Source organism: Streptomyces sp. NPDC046122, assembly GCF_056429965.1.
In genome coordinates this window covers 710,534-725,141 of the sequence record NZ_JBWKLQ010000003.1, presented here as the reverse complement: position 1 = coordinate 725,141, position 14,608 = coordinate 710,534, and the positions used below count along the sequence as shown (strand labels likewise).

General features: G+C 69.9%; 13 protein-coding genes and 1 pseudogene. 10 read left to right on the top strand and 4 right to left on the bottom strand.

Annotated features, from left to right (window positions below):
• The first annotated feature begins 566 nt into the window (after positions 1-566).
• Positions 567-2,126, top strand: a complete 1,560-nt coding sequence (locus AC07FK_RS12605) for a pectate lyase family protein (protein ID WP_479104860.1) — start codon at positions 567-569, stop codon at positions 2,124-2,126.
• 102 nt (positions 2,127-2,228) lie between these two features.
• Here AC07FK_RS12605 and AC07FK_RS12600 read toward each other — a convergent pair whose 3' ends face one another.
• Positions 2,229-2,630, bottom strand: coding sequence for an STAS domain-containing protein (locus AC07FK_RS12600; protein ID WP_479104859.1), 402 nt, complete (start codon positions 2,628-2,630; stop codon positions 2,229-2,231).
• Between the two features lie 175 nt (positions 2,631-2,805).
• Between AC07FK_RS12600 and AC07FK_RS12595 the strand changes: the two genes are divergently transcribed.
• Positions 2,806-3,099 carry an ArsR/SmtB family transcription factor gene (locus tag AC07FK_RS12595; protein ID WP_479104858.1) on the top strand — a complete coding sequence of 98 codons (294 nt, stop codon included), beginning with the start codon at positions 2,806-2,808 and terminating at the stop codon, positions 3,097-3,099.
• Complete coding sequence (locus tag AC07FK_RS12590; RefSeq protein WP_479104857.1) at positions 3,096-3,482, top strand: VOC family protein; 387 nt, start codon at positions 3,096-3,098, stop codon at positions 3,480-3,482. Before AC07FK_RS12595 ends, AC07FK_RS12590 begins: the two co-directional genes overlap by 4 nt.
• A 34-nt stretch (positions 3,483-3,516) precedes the next feature.
• Here AC07FK_RS12590 and AC07FK_RS12585 read toward each other — a convergent pair whose 3' ends face one another.
• Positions 3,517-4,266, bottom strand: coding sequence for a hypothetical protein (locus AC07FK_RS12585; RefSeq protein WP_479104856.1), 750 nt, complete (start codon positions 4,264-4,266; stop codon positions 3,517-3,519).
• A 128-nt stretch (positions 4,267-4,394) separates the two neighbouring features.
• Between AC07FK_RS12585 and AC07FK_RS12580 the strand changes: the two are divergent.
• Positions 4,395-4,535: pseudogene (locus AC07FK_RS12580) on the top strand (VOC family protein); the annotation flags it as partial.
• 66 nt (positions 4,536-4,601) lie between these two features.
• Here AC07FK_RS12580 and AC07FK_RS12575 read toward each other — a convergent pair.
• Positions 4,602-5,639 carry a lactonase family protein gene (locus AC07FK_RS12575; RefSeq protein ID WP_479104855.1) on the bottom strand — a complete coding sequence of 346 codons (1,038 nt, stop codon included), beginning with the start codon at positions 5,637-5,639 and terminating at the stop codon, positions 4,602-4,604.
• 425 nt (positions 5,640-6,064) lie between these two features.
• Between AC07FK_RS12575 and AC07FK_RS12570 the strand changes: the two genes are divergently transcribed.
• Both AC07FK_RS12570 and AC07FK_RS12565 read left to right on the top strand, forming a co-directional pair.
• The gene (locus tag AC07FK_RS12570; RefSeq protein WP_479104972.1) at positions 6,065-7,522 is read left to right on the top strand and encodes an MGH1-like glycoside hydrolase domain-containing protein; all 1,458 of its coding nucleotides are present in this window, start codon (positions 6,065-6,067) and stop codon (positions 7,520-7,522) included.
• 50 nt (positions 7,523-7,572) lie between these two features.
• Entirely contained in the window at positions 7,573-8,031 is a 459-nt protein-coding gene (locus tag AC07FK_RS12565) for a GNAT family N-acetyltransferase (protein WP_479104854.1), read from the top strand.
• A 251-nt stretch (positions 8,032-8,282) separates the two neighbouring features.
• On the opposite strand, the gene AC07FK_RS12560 is transcribed toward AC07FK_RS12565, so the two are convergent.
• Complete coding sequence (locus tag AC07FK_RS12560) at positions 8,283-8,678, bottom strand: RidA family protein (protein ID WP_479104853.1); 396 nt, start codon at positions 8,676-8,678, stop codon at positions 8,283-8,285.
• A 137-nt stretch (positions 8,679-8,815) separates the two neighbouring features.
• Between AC07FK_RS12560 and AC07FK_RS12555 the strand changes: the two genes are divergently transcribed.
• The 4 genes from AC07FK_RS12555 (at position 8,816) to AC07FK_RS12540 (ending at position 14,477) form a co-directional block, all read left to right on the top strand.
• Positions 8,816-9,787: a helix-turn-helix transcriptional regulator gene (locus AC07FK_RS12555; protein ID WP_479104852.1), complete on the top strand. Its 972-nt coding sequence runs from the start codon at positions 8,816-8,818 to the stop codon at positions 9,785-9,787.
• Positions 9,788-9,950: 163 nt separating this feature from the next.
• Positions 9,951-10,958 carry an NADP-dependent oxidoreductase gene (locus AC07FK_RS12550; protein WP_479104851.1) on the top strand — a complete coding sequence of 336 codons (1,008 nt, stop codon included), beginning with the start codon at positions 9,951-9,953 and terminating at the stop codon, positions 10,956-10,958.
• Positions 10,959-11,192: 234 nt separating this feature from the next.
• Positions 11,193-12,206: a LacI family DNA-binding transcriptional regulator gene (locus tag AC07FK_RS12545; protein ID WP_479104850.1), complete on the top strand. Its 1,014-nt coding sequence runs from the start codon at positions 11,193-11,195 to the stop codon at positions 12,204-12,206.
• Between the two features lie 246 nt (positions 12,207-12,452).
• Entirely contained in the window at positions 12,453-14,477 is a 2,025-nt protein-coding gene (locus tag AC07FK_RS12540) for a glycoside hydrolase family 31 protein (protein WP_479104849.1), read from the top strand.
• Positions 14,478-14,608 lie beyond the last annotated feature (131 nt).

The following is a 14,608-nucleotide window of genomic DNA, read 5'->3' as shown; positions in this document are numbered from 1 at the left end:
CGCGGACAGAAAGCGCTTTCTCCGCTCCGAGCCCTCTCGCTTTTCGAAGCGACCGGCGCGGCGCCTGCTGCAGCTTTGCGCATGACCGACCACCGATCCGGCGCGTCGACGGCAGCACCGGCATCGACACGCCACGGAACGAAGGACGTACGCAACGACCAAGACGCATACCACTCCCCCACAGCCGCGCATCAGCGACGGCCGCCGGCGGTAAGTGGTCGCCGGTCACACCGCTCGGTCCCGACGACCGCCCACGCATGTGCGTCCTCCCTCAACGCCACCTGTACTTGAGGCTGTTGCAGCAGTGCGCAACAGGTGAGGTCTGCCGATCTCGCGATTGACGAAGGCGACCTGGGAGACCAGGGCCGCAGCGACCACGGACGGCCCACGACCACCCCCCGATGCGATCCGCATTCAGTCGGAGCACCACATCCGGCCCACCCAACGACAGGTCGGCCACTTCGACGTACCGGCCTGCCAGAACGATGTACAGACCTGCCAGAACGACCACGGCAGGCAGCAGCAACACCCGTCATTCAACGAGGAAGACGAAAGGTGAGACGAGCATGAGACGACCAGTCACACTGCAACTCTGCGCGGCACTGGCCACGATGGCCCTTGCGGCCGCCACCGGCATGGCGCTGTCGGCGCCCGAGGCATCGGCGGCTACCACCAGCGCCACCGGTTACGCGACCCAGAACGGCGGGACCACGGGTGGCGCCGGCGGGCAGACCGTGCGCGCCACTAGCGGGACCGCGATCCATGCGGCCCTGTGCGGCAGGGCCAGCAGCAGCACCCCGATCACCATTCAGGTGGAGGGGACCATCAACCACGGCAACACCAGCAAGGTGTCGGGCGCCAGTTGCAGCACCGCCGACGGCGTCATCGAACTCAAGCAGATCAGCAACGTCACGATCGTCGGGGTCGGCGGCGGGGCCGTCTTCGACCAGTTGGGCATCCACATTCGTGATGCCAGCAACATCATCATTCAGAACGTGACCGTCCGGAACGTCAAGAAGTCGGGCTCGCCCATATCCAACGGTGGCGACGCCATCGGCATGGAGAGCAACGTCCGCAACGTCTGGGTCGATCACACGACCCTGGAGGCGTCCGGTGGCGAGTCGGAGGGGTTCGACGGCCTCTTCGACATGAAGGACAACACCCAGTACGTGACCCTGTCCTACAGCATCCTGCGCAACTCCGGCCGCGGTGGCCTCGTCGGATCCAGTGAGAGCGACCTCTCGAACGGCTTCATCACGTACCACCACAACCTGTACGACAACATCGACTCCCGCGCACCCCTGCTGCGTGGCGGCACAGCGCACATCTACAACAACTCGTACGTGAACCTCAATGAGTCCGGCATCAACTCCCGCGCCGGAGCTCGCGCCAAGGTGGACAACAACTACTTCAAGGACTCCAAGGACGTCCTGGGCACCTTCTACACCGACGCGGCCGGATACTGGCAGGTCAGCGGCAACATCTTCGACAACGTGACGTGGTCCGCCCGCGGTAGCGAGAACAACCCGGCCGGCCCCGATCCGAAGTCCAACACCACGGTCAGCATCCCTTACGCGTACGCCCTCGACGCGGCCAGTTGCGTGCCGAGCGTCGTGAGTGAGACAGCAGGCGCCAACAAGGGGCTGAAGGTGTCGAACGGCAGCTGCTCACCCCAGACGCCGACACCGACGCCGACACCGACCAACCCCACTCCGGGGCCCACCACCCCCACACCGACACCGACACCGACTCAGCCCGGCGGGAACAACCTCAGCATCGGGGCAGGTTCCGACGGCTCCAGCAAGGCCGACGGGACCAGCTACGGCAATGTGCGCGACGGTGACATGCGCACCTACTGGTCGCCGGCGGGCTCGACCGGCGCCGTCTCGATCAAGTGGAGCTCCCCCACCACGGTGTCCAAGATCAACGTCAGGGAGGCATCAACCGCCGCAGGCAGGATCGGCTCCTGGAGGGTCGTCAACGGTGACACCGGCGCCGTCCTGACCTCCGGCAGCGGGGCGGGCGTCATCACCTTCCCCCGGACCGCACTGAACAAGATCACCTTCGAGATCACCGGCTCGAACGGCACGCCGCAGGTCGCCGAGTACGAGACGTACGCGGGCTAGCAGCTCGGCTTATGCCGCCCGGCGGGTCCGACGTCCCTCGGCCCCGCCGGGCGGCGGCAAGCGCGGGCACCTACGCCGTGACCCTTTCCGCGCCACTGCGGATCAGAGGTTCGACGGCATCTCCGCAGTCCGCGACGCATCCGTCGCGGAGCGGGCGAGAAGTGCCTCCTCGACCGTGGCACACGTAGGAGTGACGGTACTCATCCCCGTGATCTCCAGGAGTCGACGGACCGCGGGGGCGGGAGCGACGAGGTAGAGGTGGTCGTTGGCGAGCCGCGTCTCGCGGTTGGCCTTGACCAGGACGTTCAACCCCGACGAGTCGATGAAGTCGAGACCGGAGAGATCCAGCACCAGGTGACGCCGTCCATGGGCGATCTGATTGGCCAGGTGATGGTTGAGCAGCGTCGACGTGTCGAAGTCGAGATCGCCGCCGACCGTCATGATCGCGGTTTCGGGGTCGGGGATCTCGACTTCTACGTTGAGGTTGCGAATCTCAGCGGTCACGGGCTCTCACCTTCGTAAAATCTGACTACTGCTGGGCCAGGCGTGTACGTCTGGGTACGCGCCTTCCCCCTCGCGCGGTTGTCAATCCGAGCAAAAGGCGGACCTTGACCGCCTGCCCCGCGACCGGCCGCCGGCCCACTGGATAGGTAAGCCGTCACTTGCCTATGGTGGGGTCATGGCGGAGGACGTCTTCAAGGCACTGGCCGACCCCACCCGTCGGCGCATATTGGACGAGCTGGTGGAACGGGACGGCCAGACCCTGTTCGAGATCTGCACACGGCTGGTGACCAAGCACGGCCTGGGGCTGTCCCGCCAGGCGATCAGCCAGCACCTGACCGTGCTGGAATCCGCGGGTCTGGTTCTTTCGCGGCGCGAGGGCCGCTACAAATTCCACGACCTGAACACCGAACCCCTTGAGCGCATCGCCACACGGTGGCTCAGGCCCACTGCACCGGAGGGCACTCCATGAGGATCCATCTGTCCAGCGTCTTCGTCGACGACCAGGAGAAGGCCCTGCGGTTCTACACCGACGTGCTGGGCTTCGTGAAGAAGGCCGACGTCCCGCTGGGGAAGGACCGGTGGCTGACCGTGGCCTCGCCCGAAGATCCCGACGGGACCGAACTGCTGCTGGAGCCGGACGGCCACCCCGCAGTGAAGCCGTACACGGAGGCGCTGGTAGCGGACGGCATTCCGGCCACGTCCTTCGCCGTGGACGACGTGCATGCGGAGTTCAGCCGGCTGCGCGAGCTCGGGGTGCGGTTCACCCAGAACCCGCTGGAGACGGGCCCGGTCACCACTGCGGTTCTGGACGACACCTGCGGCAACCTGATCCAGATCGTGCACAGCGAATAGGAACCGTCGCACAGCGGTTGGCCGTGCGTCTGCTTCAGTCGTCCGGCAAGAGGAGCCAGACCTCGGAGAAGGCCAGGCGGTGGTCTCGCGTCACCACCCCGCACGGGCAGCCCAGCGTGATCACACGCCAGTCGCAGGCCACGGTCCACGGGCCGGCCGTGCCCCCGCACCCCGGGCAGCCGACGGTCTCGGCCGTCCACACCCCCGGGGCGGGTCTCGCGTAGCGACGGAAACCACCTGCGTACGTGGCCTGCCACGGGACGGCCCGGGGCGTGCGCGGGGCGGCCCCGGGCGGGCACCCCACCGCCAGGGCGGTGAACAGCGCGACCAGCTCGGGTAGCAGGGCCTCGCCCGCACCGGTCGGCGGCACCACCACGCCGTCCGCTCTCCTCGGCGCGGCCCCGTATGCGGGGGCTGCCGCCGCGGCCGGTGGGTTCGGGTGGGCGTGCCAGGGCAGGAGGGCGCGCGCGACGGCGGCCAGGAGAGCGGCGGCGGGCGCACTGACGGCGCCGGCGTCGAGATGATGCAGCGTGGTGCGCAGGACGCGTTGCAGCCGCCGGTCCCGGTCCATGGCCGAAGTGCGTCCTGTCGCGGCCCGCCGGGTCGGGAGCGGGGCGGTGAGCCGGACGAGGACGGCCCGCGCCGCTTCGGCGTCCGCCGAGGCGGGACGCCACTCCCCGGTGGCCAGGAGCTGCCGGGTCCGACCCGACTCCCGTCCGAGGGCGCCTGTCGGCAGCGATCGAGTACCGGGGGCCGTGACGCGTGCCTCGTGTCCACCCGCCACCGGTCCACCGTCTCCCTGTCCCGCACCGTTTCGCCCTGCCCAGCCCGGGCGTCCGTGGCGTCGTGTCGCACACCGGGCGCGTCGGTGGAGATTCCATCACAAGGCGATTCGGCTCGCAGAGCCTCGACTTCACGGTGGACGACCTGGACGAAGCCGAGGCCCGGCTGCTGTAACTCGGCGCGGGCAAACCGGATCACCAGCCCCACGCGGACAAGTGGCGGGGCCTCACCGATCCGGCCGGCCATCCGTTCTGTGTGATCAAGGGCTGAGGGCGACGGCGCGGCGCCGTCGCTCTCGCGTCGTCAGCCGCCTCGTACGAGGTGGGTGTCCGGTCGTCAGGAGAAGACCACGCACGCCGCGGCCGGAACCTCCACCGCGCCGGCGGAGGTCAGTCGGCCGCTCTCCGCGTGCACGTCGAACCAGGTGACGTCCCCCGACCACTCGTTGGCCACGTACAGCCGCCGCTCCGAGGGGTCGGCGACCAGGTCGCGCGGCCACACCCCGCCGCAGCCCACACTGCTCGTGAGCCGTGGCTTCTCGGCGCCGTCGGCGAGGGAGTACGTCAGGATCGTGTTGGCGCCGCGCACCGCGGCCCGTACGAAACGCCCGTCGGACGGGACGCAGACCACCGAGGGGTGCACCCGTTCCCCTTCGGGGGCGCCCTCCGGGTCGATCGCCACCTCCGCCGACGGCTCCAGCTCCCCTGAGACGGGATCGAAACGGCACACGGTCATCTGCGGTTCCAGCTCGTGGAGTACGTACACCACGTCGCCGTCCGGATGAAAGGCGAGGTGACGCGGTCCGGACCCGGCACGGAGGGCCGTTTCCGCCCGCACCCGGAGTTCACCCGACACCTCGTCGAGCTCGCACACCCGGACCGAGTCGGTGCCCAGGTCCACGGTGAGCACCCACCGGCCGCTGGGGTCGGGCAGCACGTGGTGGGCGTGCGGTCCCCGTTGCCGTTCACCGTCGGGGCCCGAACCGTGGTGCGCCAGCACGGCGGGTGCGCCCGAAACGCTTCCGTCGGGCTTGGTCCCGAAGCTGCTGACGCTGCCGGAGCCGTAGTTGGCGGTGAACAGCCGTCGGCCCACGACGCTGAGGTGGGTGGGACCCCGACCGCCCGAATCCACCGCCGGGCCGAGGGCGGTGAGACTGCCGTCCGCCCCGGTGCGGAAGGCCGCGACCGCGCCCGGCTCCGTATCGCTCACCGCGTAGAGCACTCCGCTCGCCGCGTCGAGGGCGAGACAGGAGGGGTTGACGACGGTGTCGACGGAGGTGCGCGGGGTCAGCGCCCCGGTCGCCGCGTCGACGGACGCGACCGTGATCCCGCGGCCGCCACCGGAGGTGAACGAACCGATGTATGCCCAGCGCACAGGGTGTCCTCTCTCCCATTACGGACGGTGGCTGGGCACTGTAGGCACGGCCCGGCGGTGTGAGCGGCGCCACACGCCGACCTCGTGAGCGAGTAGCCCCCATTGCCCTATGCGCGGCCCGCGCGGCGAGGAACCGGGCGTTGCCGCTCCCAGTCGGCGCGTGTGCGGGGCGTGCGAAGCGGGAGTGGCGTCACATGAGGCCATCCCGTCGCACTGACCTCGGGAGTCAGGCTCCACGACGGTTTCAAGGGTGATGTCGGAATTATCACTCTCCCGACCTGTACGTTTCGCCAGGCCCGGTGCGTAGCCTTTCGCTAGCCAGCGCGGCCCAAGCATCTGGAGCTCCTGTAGTGGAAGGCGTCACCCGCGACCCGCTTGTCCCCGGACAAGCCGTCCCCGAGTCACTCACCGACAGTGAGAGCTCCCTGACCGCGCCGCAGGCGCTCAGGGCACGCGTTCCCGCGCAGGCGGGGCCGGTCTCCACAGCCGCTCCCGCCGCTCCCGGTACCGCCCGCCGGGATGTGCTGCGGCGCGCGGCCGCTCAGGTCCTCTCGGACAACTGGACCGGCGCCTCGACGGTCCCCTCCCCCAGCCTCTACCCCCACCAGTGGAGCTGGGACTCCGCCTTCATCGCGATCGGGCTGCGTCATGTGTCGCCGGAGCGCGCCCAACAGGAGCTGGAGACGCTCCTCGGCGCCCAGTGGGCCGACGGCCGTATCCCCCACATCGTCTTCAATCCCGCCGTACCGCTCCAGGCGTACTTCCCGAGTCCCGACTTCTGGCGGTCCTCCGCCGCGGGCCGGGCGGCGGGCGCGCCCGTCGCCCGGGAGACGTCCGGCATCGTGCAGCCGCCCGTTCACGCGCTGGCCGCCCTGCTGGTCCACCGCAGTGATCCGGAGGCGTCGCGCCGCAGGCGGTTCCTTGAGCGACTCCGTCCGGCTCTGATCGCATGGCACGACTATCTGATCGACTGCCGCGACTTCGGCGGCCACGGGCTCGCCGCCGTACTCCACCCGTGGGAGTCCGGCATGGACAACAGTCCCTGCTGGGACGGTCCGCTCGGCGCGGTCGAACCCGCCCCCGCCGGATCCTTCCGCAGGGCCGACCTGAGTCACGGCGCGGCCTCGGACCGGCCCACCGACCTGGACTACGGCCGCTACGTCAGTCTGGCCGCGCACTACCGGGACGGCGGCTACCGCGACCAGGGCGCTGAGCACGCGTTCATGGTCGAGGATCCCGGTTTCAACGCCTTGCTCATCCTGTCCGAGTACGCCCTGGCCGATATCGCCCTGGAACTCGGAGAGGACACGGAACGCCATCGTTCCCGGGCTCGCCGTCTGACGGCGGCGCTGACGCGGCGGCTGTGGAGCGAGGACGCCGGCCTCTTCCTCTGCCGGGACGTACGGACGGATTCCGCGCTTCCGGAGAAGAGCGTCACCGGCCTGTTGCCGCTCGTCGTCCCCGGACTCCCCGAGCCCGTGGCCCACACTCTGGTGCGGACCATGACGGGGCGGCACTTCGGCCTCGGCTCCACGGCCCGGCTGGTACCCAGCTACGACGTGCAGGACCCGGCGTTCGACACGTCCCGATACTGGCGTGGACCGGCCTGGTTCAACGTCAACTGGCTCCTGGAGCGGGGACTGCGGAAGCACGGCACGACCGGTCTGGCCGACGCCGTGCGCCAGGCCGTACTCGACACGGCCGGCGCGTCCGGCTTCGCCGAGTACGTCGACCCCCGGACCGGCCAGGCCTGCGGCACGAGGCACTTCAGCTGGACCGCCGCTGTCGTCCTGGACCTCCTCGCCGGGGCCCCCGCCCGCCCACAAGTCGCGTGCGACGGGGCCTTCGGTCGTGATACTCCGACCGCATGGACGATCTCGTAACAGCACGGCTCACACTTCATCCACTGAGCCCCAGTGAGGCGGAACACGTAGTGGCGGGCGAAAGCGACAACCATGCCCAGTGGGCGCCGGAACCTTCCGGCGACGCCATCGCGGCCCGGCGGTACCTGCGTACCTGCCGGAGCACCGGTGACCCGCGGCCCTTCGGGCCCTACGAGATCCGGCTCCGCGACGACGGGCGCGCGATCGGCGGGCTCGGCTTCCACGGCCCTCCGGACCAGAACGGCAGCGTCACCATCGGGTACGGCCTGATCCCGGCAGCACGAGGCCGGGGGTACGCCACCGAGGCCCTGCGTGCCCTCATGGCGTTCGCCCGCGCCCGGGGTGTCACTTGCGTGCAGGGCGACACCGATCGCGACAACGCCGCGTCCCAGCACGTCATGACCGCTGTCGGCATGCGACTGGCCGGGGAGGACGAACGGTTGAAGTACTACAGGATCGACTGGACCGACGTGACGTCCGGCCACGACCCAGGCTCAAGTTCTCCGTGATACCGCGGCGGGGTCGGTGTCTTCGGGCCTCGCCCTTGATCCGCCGGGCCCCTCCCCCGCTGCGCCGGGCGAAGCCCTGTTGTCAGAGCCGTGTGGAACACTCGCCGCCCGTTCGGTCAATGGGACGAACCAACCCTGCTGTCCGCGCCTTCGGAAGGCGACCGGAAACGGCTTGACCGCGCGAGGGGTTCAGCGGGATTCCGCGCCGGACGTCGACCGGCACGCGCGACAGAGGCGGCGGCGAGGTCGCATCACGCGACGGCGGTCCCCTCGAGTTCGACCAGCTGGCCGGGGATCGCCAGCCGTGTCACCCCGAGCATCGTGGTGGCCGGCGCCACCCCGGCGGCGCCCAGCCGCGACGCCAGCACGCCGTAGTGCGGGAACAGCAGATCGACGTCGGTGGTGTAGACGTTGAGCCGGACGAGGTTCGCGAGGGACATGCCGGCCTCGCCCAGCACGGCTTCCAGGTTGTCGAGGCTCAGCGCCAACTGTGCGGCCATGTCACCCTCGTGCCGGGGCCTGCCGTCACCGCTCATCGCGGTCTGTCCGGAGCAGTAAAGGGTTCGGGTGTGCCCGGAGACCAACTCGCCCTGGTTGAAGCCCATCTCGACCGACCACGTCACCGGATTGACTGCCGTTCGTTCCACTGCCACATCAGCTCCATCGGATTTCTTGGGCGTACATACGTCCATCGGTGCGGTAGCGGCCACCGTCGACGTCGGTGCACACGAGCCTTCCAACGAATCACGACACCGTTGGTCATGTATTCGATAGGGTTCCGCGCATGCGCGCCGATCGGCTGGTCTCGCTGGTGCTGCTGCTGCGTCAGCGCGGTCGGCTGACTGCGGACACGCTGGCCCGCGAGCTCGAGGTGTCCACCCGTACCGTGCTGCGCGACATCGAGGCGCTGTCGGCGGCCGGCGTGCCGGTGTACGCCGAACGCGGCCGGCACGGCGGGTTCGCGCTGTTGCCCGGCTTCCGGACCGAGCTCACCGGACTGAACCACGACGAAGCCCTTGCCTTGCTGACCGCCGGATCCGGGCGCGGCGAACAGGTGCTGGGCCTCGGCTCGGCGCTCGCTTCAGCCCTGCGCAAGGTGGTGGACGCGCTGCCCGAAAACCATCGGGCCATCGCGAGCGACGCGGCCCAGCGCTTTCTCGTCGAGCCGGACACCGACCTGCTCCCACGCCGGCCGGCCGCCGCGGAAGTGCCCGGCTCGACCATGACCGAGATCCGGCGCGCGGTGCTCGCCGGACACAAGCTGCGCATCCACTACGCGGCCACGGACCAGGCACCGCAGTGGCGCACCGTGGACCCGATCGGCCTGGTCACCGTACGCGACCGGGGCTACCTGCTGGCCACGAGATCCGGCGCGGACCGCACCTACCGGCTGTCGCGGATGCTGGCAGCCGAGGAACTTCCCGAACCGGCGCAGCGACCGAACCGGGTCGATCTCGACCGGGCCTGGCGGGAACGCTGCGCGCAGTTTCTGTCCCGTGATCACATCACTGTGCCGGCGCGGGTGAACCCGGAGCGGCGGGAGGACCTGCTGAGAACCGCCATAGCCGTGCGCGCCACGGAACCGGAAGCAGACGGGTGGCTGCGGCTGGAGGTGACGTACCAGGACCTGCGACACGCGGAGTGGGCGCTGTGGGAGCTCGGCACGGACGCGGAAGCCTTGGCCCCGGAGTCGTTGCGCACCTCCCTGCGCAACCGCGCCGCCGCCATTGCCGCCCGCTACGCAGACTCGTCCTGAGGCGGGCTCCTCCTCCCGGAATCCGTCAACCACCAGGCGTAGTCCGCATGCCGCTGAGCCCGGGGTCCCACACCGCACCACCATGGCGTGGCGCAGATCACAGGTACAGGCGTACCTACTGGTCGGTATGGTCATGGGGTCGATGGACGATCAGGGAGGCTTCATGTCTGCGACCAACCGCCAGATTCGTCTGGCAGCCCGCCCCGTGGGCGACGTCAAGACCAGCGACTGGGAACACGTCACCGTGCCCGCCGAGGCTCCCGGCCCCGGCCGGTTCACGGGCAGGACCCGCGTCATATCACTGGACCCGGCGATGCGCGGCTGGCTGGACGACCGGCCGTCCTATCTCCCGCCCGTCGGGATCGGCGAAGTGATGCGTGCGGGATCGGTCGTCGAGGTGACCGCCTCCGAACACCCCGACTTCAAGCCCGGCGACCACGTCGTCGGCACGTTCGGCGTTCAGGAGCACGTCGTCTCCGACGGTAAGGGCGCGCTGAGGATCGACACCTCTCTCGCACCGCCTTCGACGTACCTCGGCGCCCTCGGAATGCCCGGCATGACGGCGTACTTCGGCCTGCTGGACGTCGGCGCGCTCAAGGAGGGGGAGACCGTCGTCGTCTCCGGCGCGGCGGGCGCGGTCGGCACCATGGCCGGACAGATCGCCAAGGTGAAGGGATGCCGTGTCGTCGGCATCGCCGGAGGGCCCGAGAAGTGCGCGCTGCTCACCGGCGAGCTGGGCTTCGACGCGGCGATCGACTACCGCGCCGGCGACGTCAAGCGTGCGCTGCGCGACCAGACCCCGGACGGCATCGACGTCTACTTCGACAACGTCGGCGGGGAGATCCTCGACGCCGCGCTGACCCGGCTGGCCATGCACGCGCGTGTGGTGGTCTGCGGCGCGATCAGCCAGTACAACAACGCGACGCCGGTCAAGGGCCCGTCGAACTACTTGTCCCTGCTCGTACGCCGTGCCCGCATGGAGGGCTTCGTGGTCTTCGACTACGCGAAGCGCTACACGCAGGCCGCGGAGGAGATCGCCGGGTGGATCGGCGACGGGCGGCTCAAGGTCAAGGAACACGTGGTGAAGGGGACGGTGGACGACTTCCCCCAGACGCTGCAGATGCTCTTCCGCGGCGAGAACGTCGGCAAGCTGGTGCTGGAACTGGCCTGAGCGCCGGGGCGGCAGGCCGGGGAAAGGCCCCGCCGCACGACCGGTGCGACTGCCGGGGCCCGCGACGACGACGGGCCCCGGCACGCCCACCGAACCACCTGCTCCACCGGGGAATTATCGAAGCGCTTCGATTCGAGCTCTGGACAGTCTCCAGTTGGTCGCATTAGTGTAAATGCCCAGCCGAGAGACCGCTGCACAGTGCGCTGTCGAAGCGCTTCATCACCTGGAGATCAGATGGTCACCCTTGCCGACGTGGCGCAGCACGCCGGAGTCTCCGCCAGTACGGTGAGCTACGTCCTCAGCGGCAAGAGGACCATCTCCGCGGTCACCAGGCAACGGGTCGAGCACAGCATCAAGGAACTCGGCTACCACCCGAACGCCGGGGCGCGGGCCCTGGCGAGCAGCAGGTCCAACATCATCGCGCTGATGACGCCGCTGCGCACGGACATGTACGTACCGGTCATGATGGAGATCGCCATCGCGGTCGCCACCCAAGCCCGTGAGCACGGGTTCGACGTGCTGATGCTCACCGGCGAGGAGGGGCCTGCCGCTGTGCGCCGCGTGGTGGGCAGCGGTCTCGCCGACGCCGTCATCCTGATGGACGTGGAACTGGACGACGCCAGGCTCCCGTTGCTGCGGGACAGCGGCCGGCCCGCGGTGCTCATCGGGTTGCCGGCCGAGACCACCGGCCTGACCTGTGTGGATCTCGATTTCACCCGGGCCGGCGCCCTGTGTGCGGAACATCTCGCGGGGCTGGGACACCGCGAGATCGCTGTGATCGGGGAAGCGCCGGCGGTGTACGAGCGCAGGACCGGCTTCGCGGAGCGGACGATCGACGGGCTGCGGGCCCGTGCGCGGCAGCTCGGCCTTCGCGTGCTGCACCGCCCGTGCGAGGGTACGTACACGGCGGTGGTCGGCGCCCTCGGACAGATCTTCACCGAACGCCCGAACATTACGGGCTTCGTGGTGCAGAACGAGCAGGCCGTGGAACCCCTGCTCAGCTTGTTGCGCCAGGACAGGCGCGCCGTGCCGGAGGACATCTCGGTGGTCGCCATCTGCCCGGAGCAGGTGGCGCTGCAGGGCTCGGTCCGTCTGACCTCCGTGACCATCCCCGCGCGGGAGATGGCGCGGCAGGCCGTCGATCAGCTGGTGGCCAAGATCCACGGACGGGGCGACGACGATGTCGTCCTCCTGGAGCCGGAACTCGTCGTGCGTTCAAGCAGCGGCCCGGCGCCCGTTTCCACCTGACGTTCAGTCGCCGGCTCGGGCCGCGGAATGCCTCGGGCCGGGGAATGCCTTTCCGGCTGGGAATCACTCACGCTGAGGAATCCCCGCAGACCGGGGGCTCGCCCGAGGCAGGCCACTCGGCACCGCCCGGAGCGCCCCCTCCGCCCCCTCCCTCCGTCCCCCTCTGCGCTCCTGCCCTCTCCCCCGCCCCCACCGCTCTTCCATAGCGCTCTTCGTGTGCCCTCTCAGCCCTCAGGAGTCTCGCCCGTGGACCAGTCACCCGGCCTCGCCCAGTCGTCGCCCACCGCAGGAACCGTCCGGGAGCGTGACTGCGGTCTGGAATGGAGCGGACGTCAGGAGACCGTGCGCATCGAACCGTGGGGTCCCGACGCCGTCCGGGTCCGCGCCCGGGTGGGCGGACCGCTGTTCGAAGCGCTTCCGGGGGCGCTCACCGACGCGCCCCCGGCGTCCGCGTCGGCCGTCAAGACGGACACCCGCTCCGGCACGCTGGTGAACGGCGCGATCACCGCCGAGATCGACGCCGAGGGCATGCTGCGGTTCACCGCCACCGACGACGGGCGGGAACTCCTCGCGGAGGAGCGCGCGCACTTCTGGTGGCCCGGCCCCCGCGTCTACACCCCCAACGGCAACGGGTACCACCGCCTGGAGCAGCGCTTCGCCGCCTACGAGGGCGAGCGGCTCTACGGTCTCGGCCAGCACCAGCACGGCTTGTTCGACCAGAAGGGGGCGGTCGTCGACCTGATCCAGCGCAACGCCGAGGTCACCGTCCCCGTCCTCACCTCCAGCCGCGGTTACACCCTGCTGTGGAACAACCCCGCCATCGGGCGGGTGGAGTTGGCGCGCACCGGGACGCGCTGGGTCGCCGACAGCGCGCGCCAGATCGACTACTGGATCACCGCGGGCGACCCGGCGGAGGCCCAGCGACGCTATTCGGCCGTGACCGGCCGCGCCCCGATGCTGCCGGAATGGGCGGCCGGATTCTGGCAGTGCAAGCTGCGCTACCGCACGCAGGAGGAACTGCTGTCGGTGGCCCGCGAGTACAAGCGGCGCGGACTGCCGATCGATGTCATCGTCTGCGACTTCTTCCACTGGACCCACCTGGGCGAGTGGAAGTTCGACCCGGCCGAGTGGCCCGACCCGGCGGCCATGACGCGCGAGCTGGACGAACTCGGCATCAGGCTCGTCGTCTCGGTGTGGCCGTCGGTGTCACCGCTGAGCGAGAACCACGTGCCGATGGAACAGCGGGGCTACTTCATCGGCACGGAGTACGGCCCGATGGCACACGCCGACTGGCCGGACAAGGAGGTCGCCGAGCCCGTACAGGTGGCCTTCTACGACGCCACGAACCCGGCGGCGCGCGCGTTCGTCTGGTCCAGGGTGCGGGAGAACTACCTCGAACCGTACGGGATCCGCTCGTTCTGGCTGGACGCCTGCGAGCCGGAGCTCAAGCCGGGCTTCTCCGCCAATCTCCGCTACCACGCGGGCCCGGGCCCGGAGGTCGGCAACCTCTATCCGCGGGAGAACGCCCGCACCTTCTACGAGGGCATGCTGGCGGCCGGCGAGAGCGAGATCATCACGCTCAACCGTTCGGCGTGGGCGGGCAGTCAGCGCTACGGGGCGGCCCTGTGGTCCGGTGACATCGGCACCGACTTCGCCACCCTGCGGCGGCAGATCGCGGCCGGCCTGAACACCTCCCTGTCCGGCATCCCGTGGTGGAACACCGACATCGGCGGCTTTCACGGCGGCGACCCGGACGACGAGGCGTACCGCGAGGTGATGGTCCGCTGGTTCCAGTTCGGCGCGCTGTCCCCCCTGATGCGGCTCCACGGCTTCCGCGACCCCGGGATGCCGCTCGGCCCCGCGATGACGGGCGGGCCGAACGAGGTCTGGTCGTACGGCGAGCGGGCGGAGGAGATCCTCTCCTGGTACCTGCGGCTGCGTGAGCGCCTGAAGCCGTACGTACTGGAGCAGATGCGTGCGGCCCACGAGGAGGGGCTGCCGCCGATGCGCCCGCTGTTCATGGAGTTTCCGCGGGACGAGCGGGCGTGGGGCGTCGCGGACGCGTATCTCCTCGGGCCCGACCTGCTGGTGGCCCCGGTGCTGGAGGCGGGAGCGGCCAGCCGTACGGCGTACCTGCCGGCCGGGGCGCGGTGGACGGACGCGTGGACGGGCGAGACGTACGCGGGTGGCCGCAGAGTGACGGTCGACGCGCCGCTGGACCGGATTCCGCTCTTCCTGCGTGACGGGGCCCGGCTGCCGGTCACCGGGTGACGGACGACCGCGGGGGGGACACACGGAGAGACAGTCGCACCGCGGTCGCAAGGTTCCCCCCCGATGGAACCAAAACCATGTGTTTCCCAAACCAAGCCTCCCCGTGAAGAAGGGGGTCGTCCTACACAACC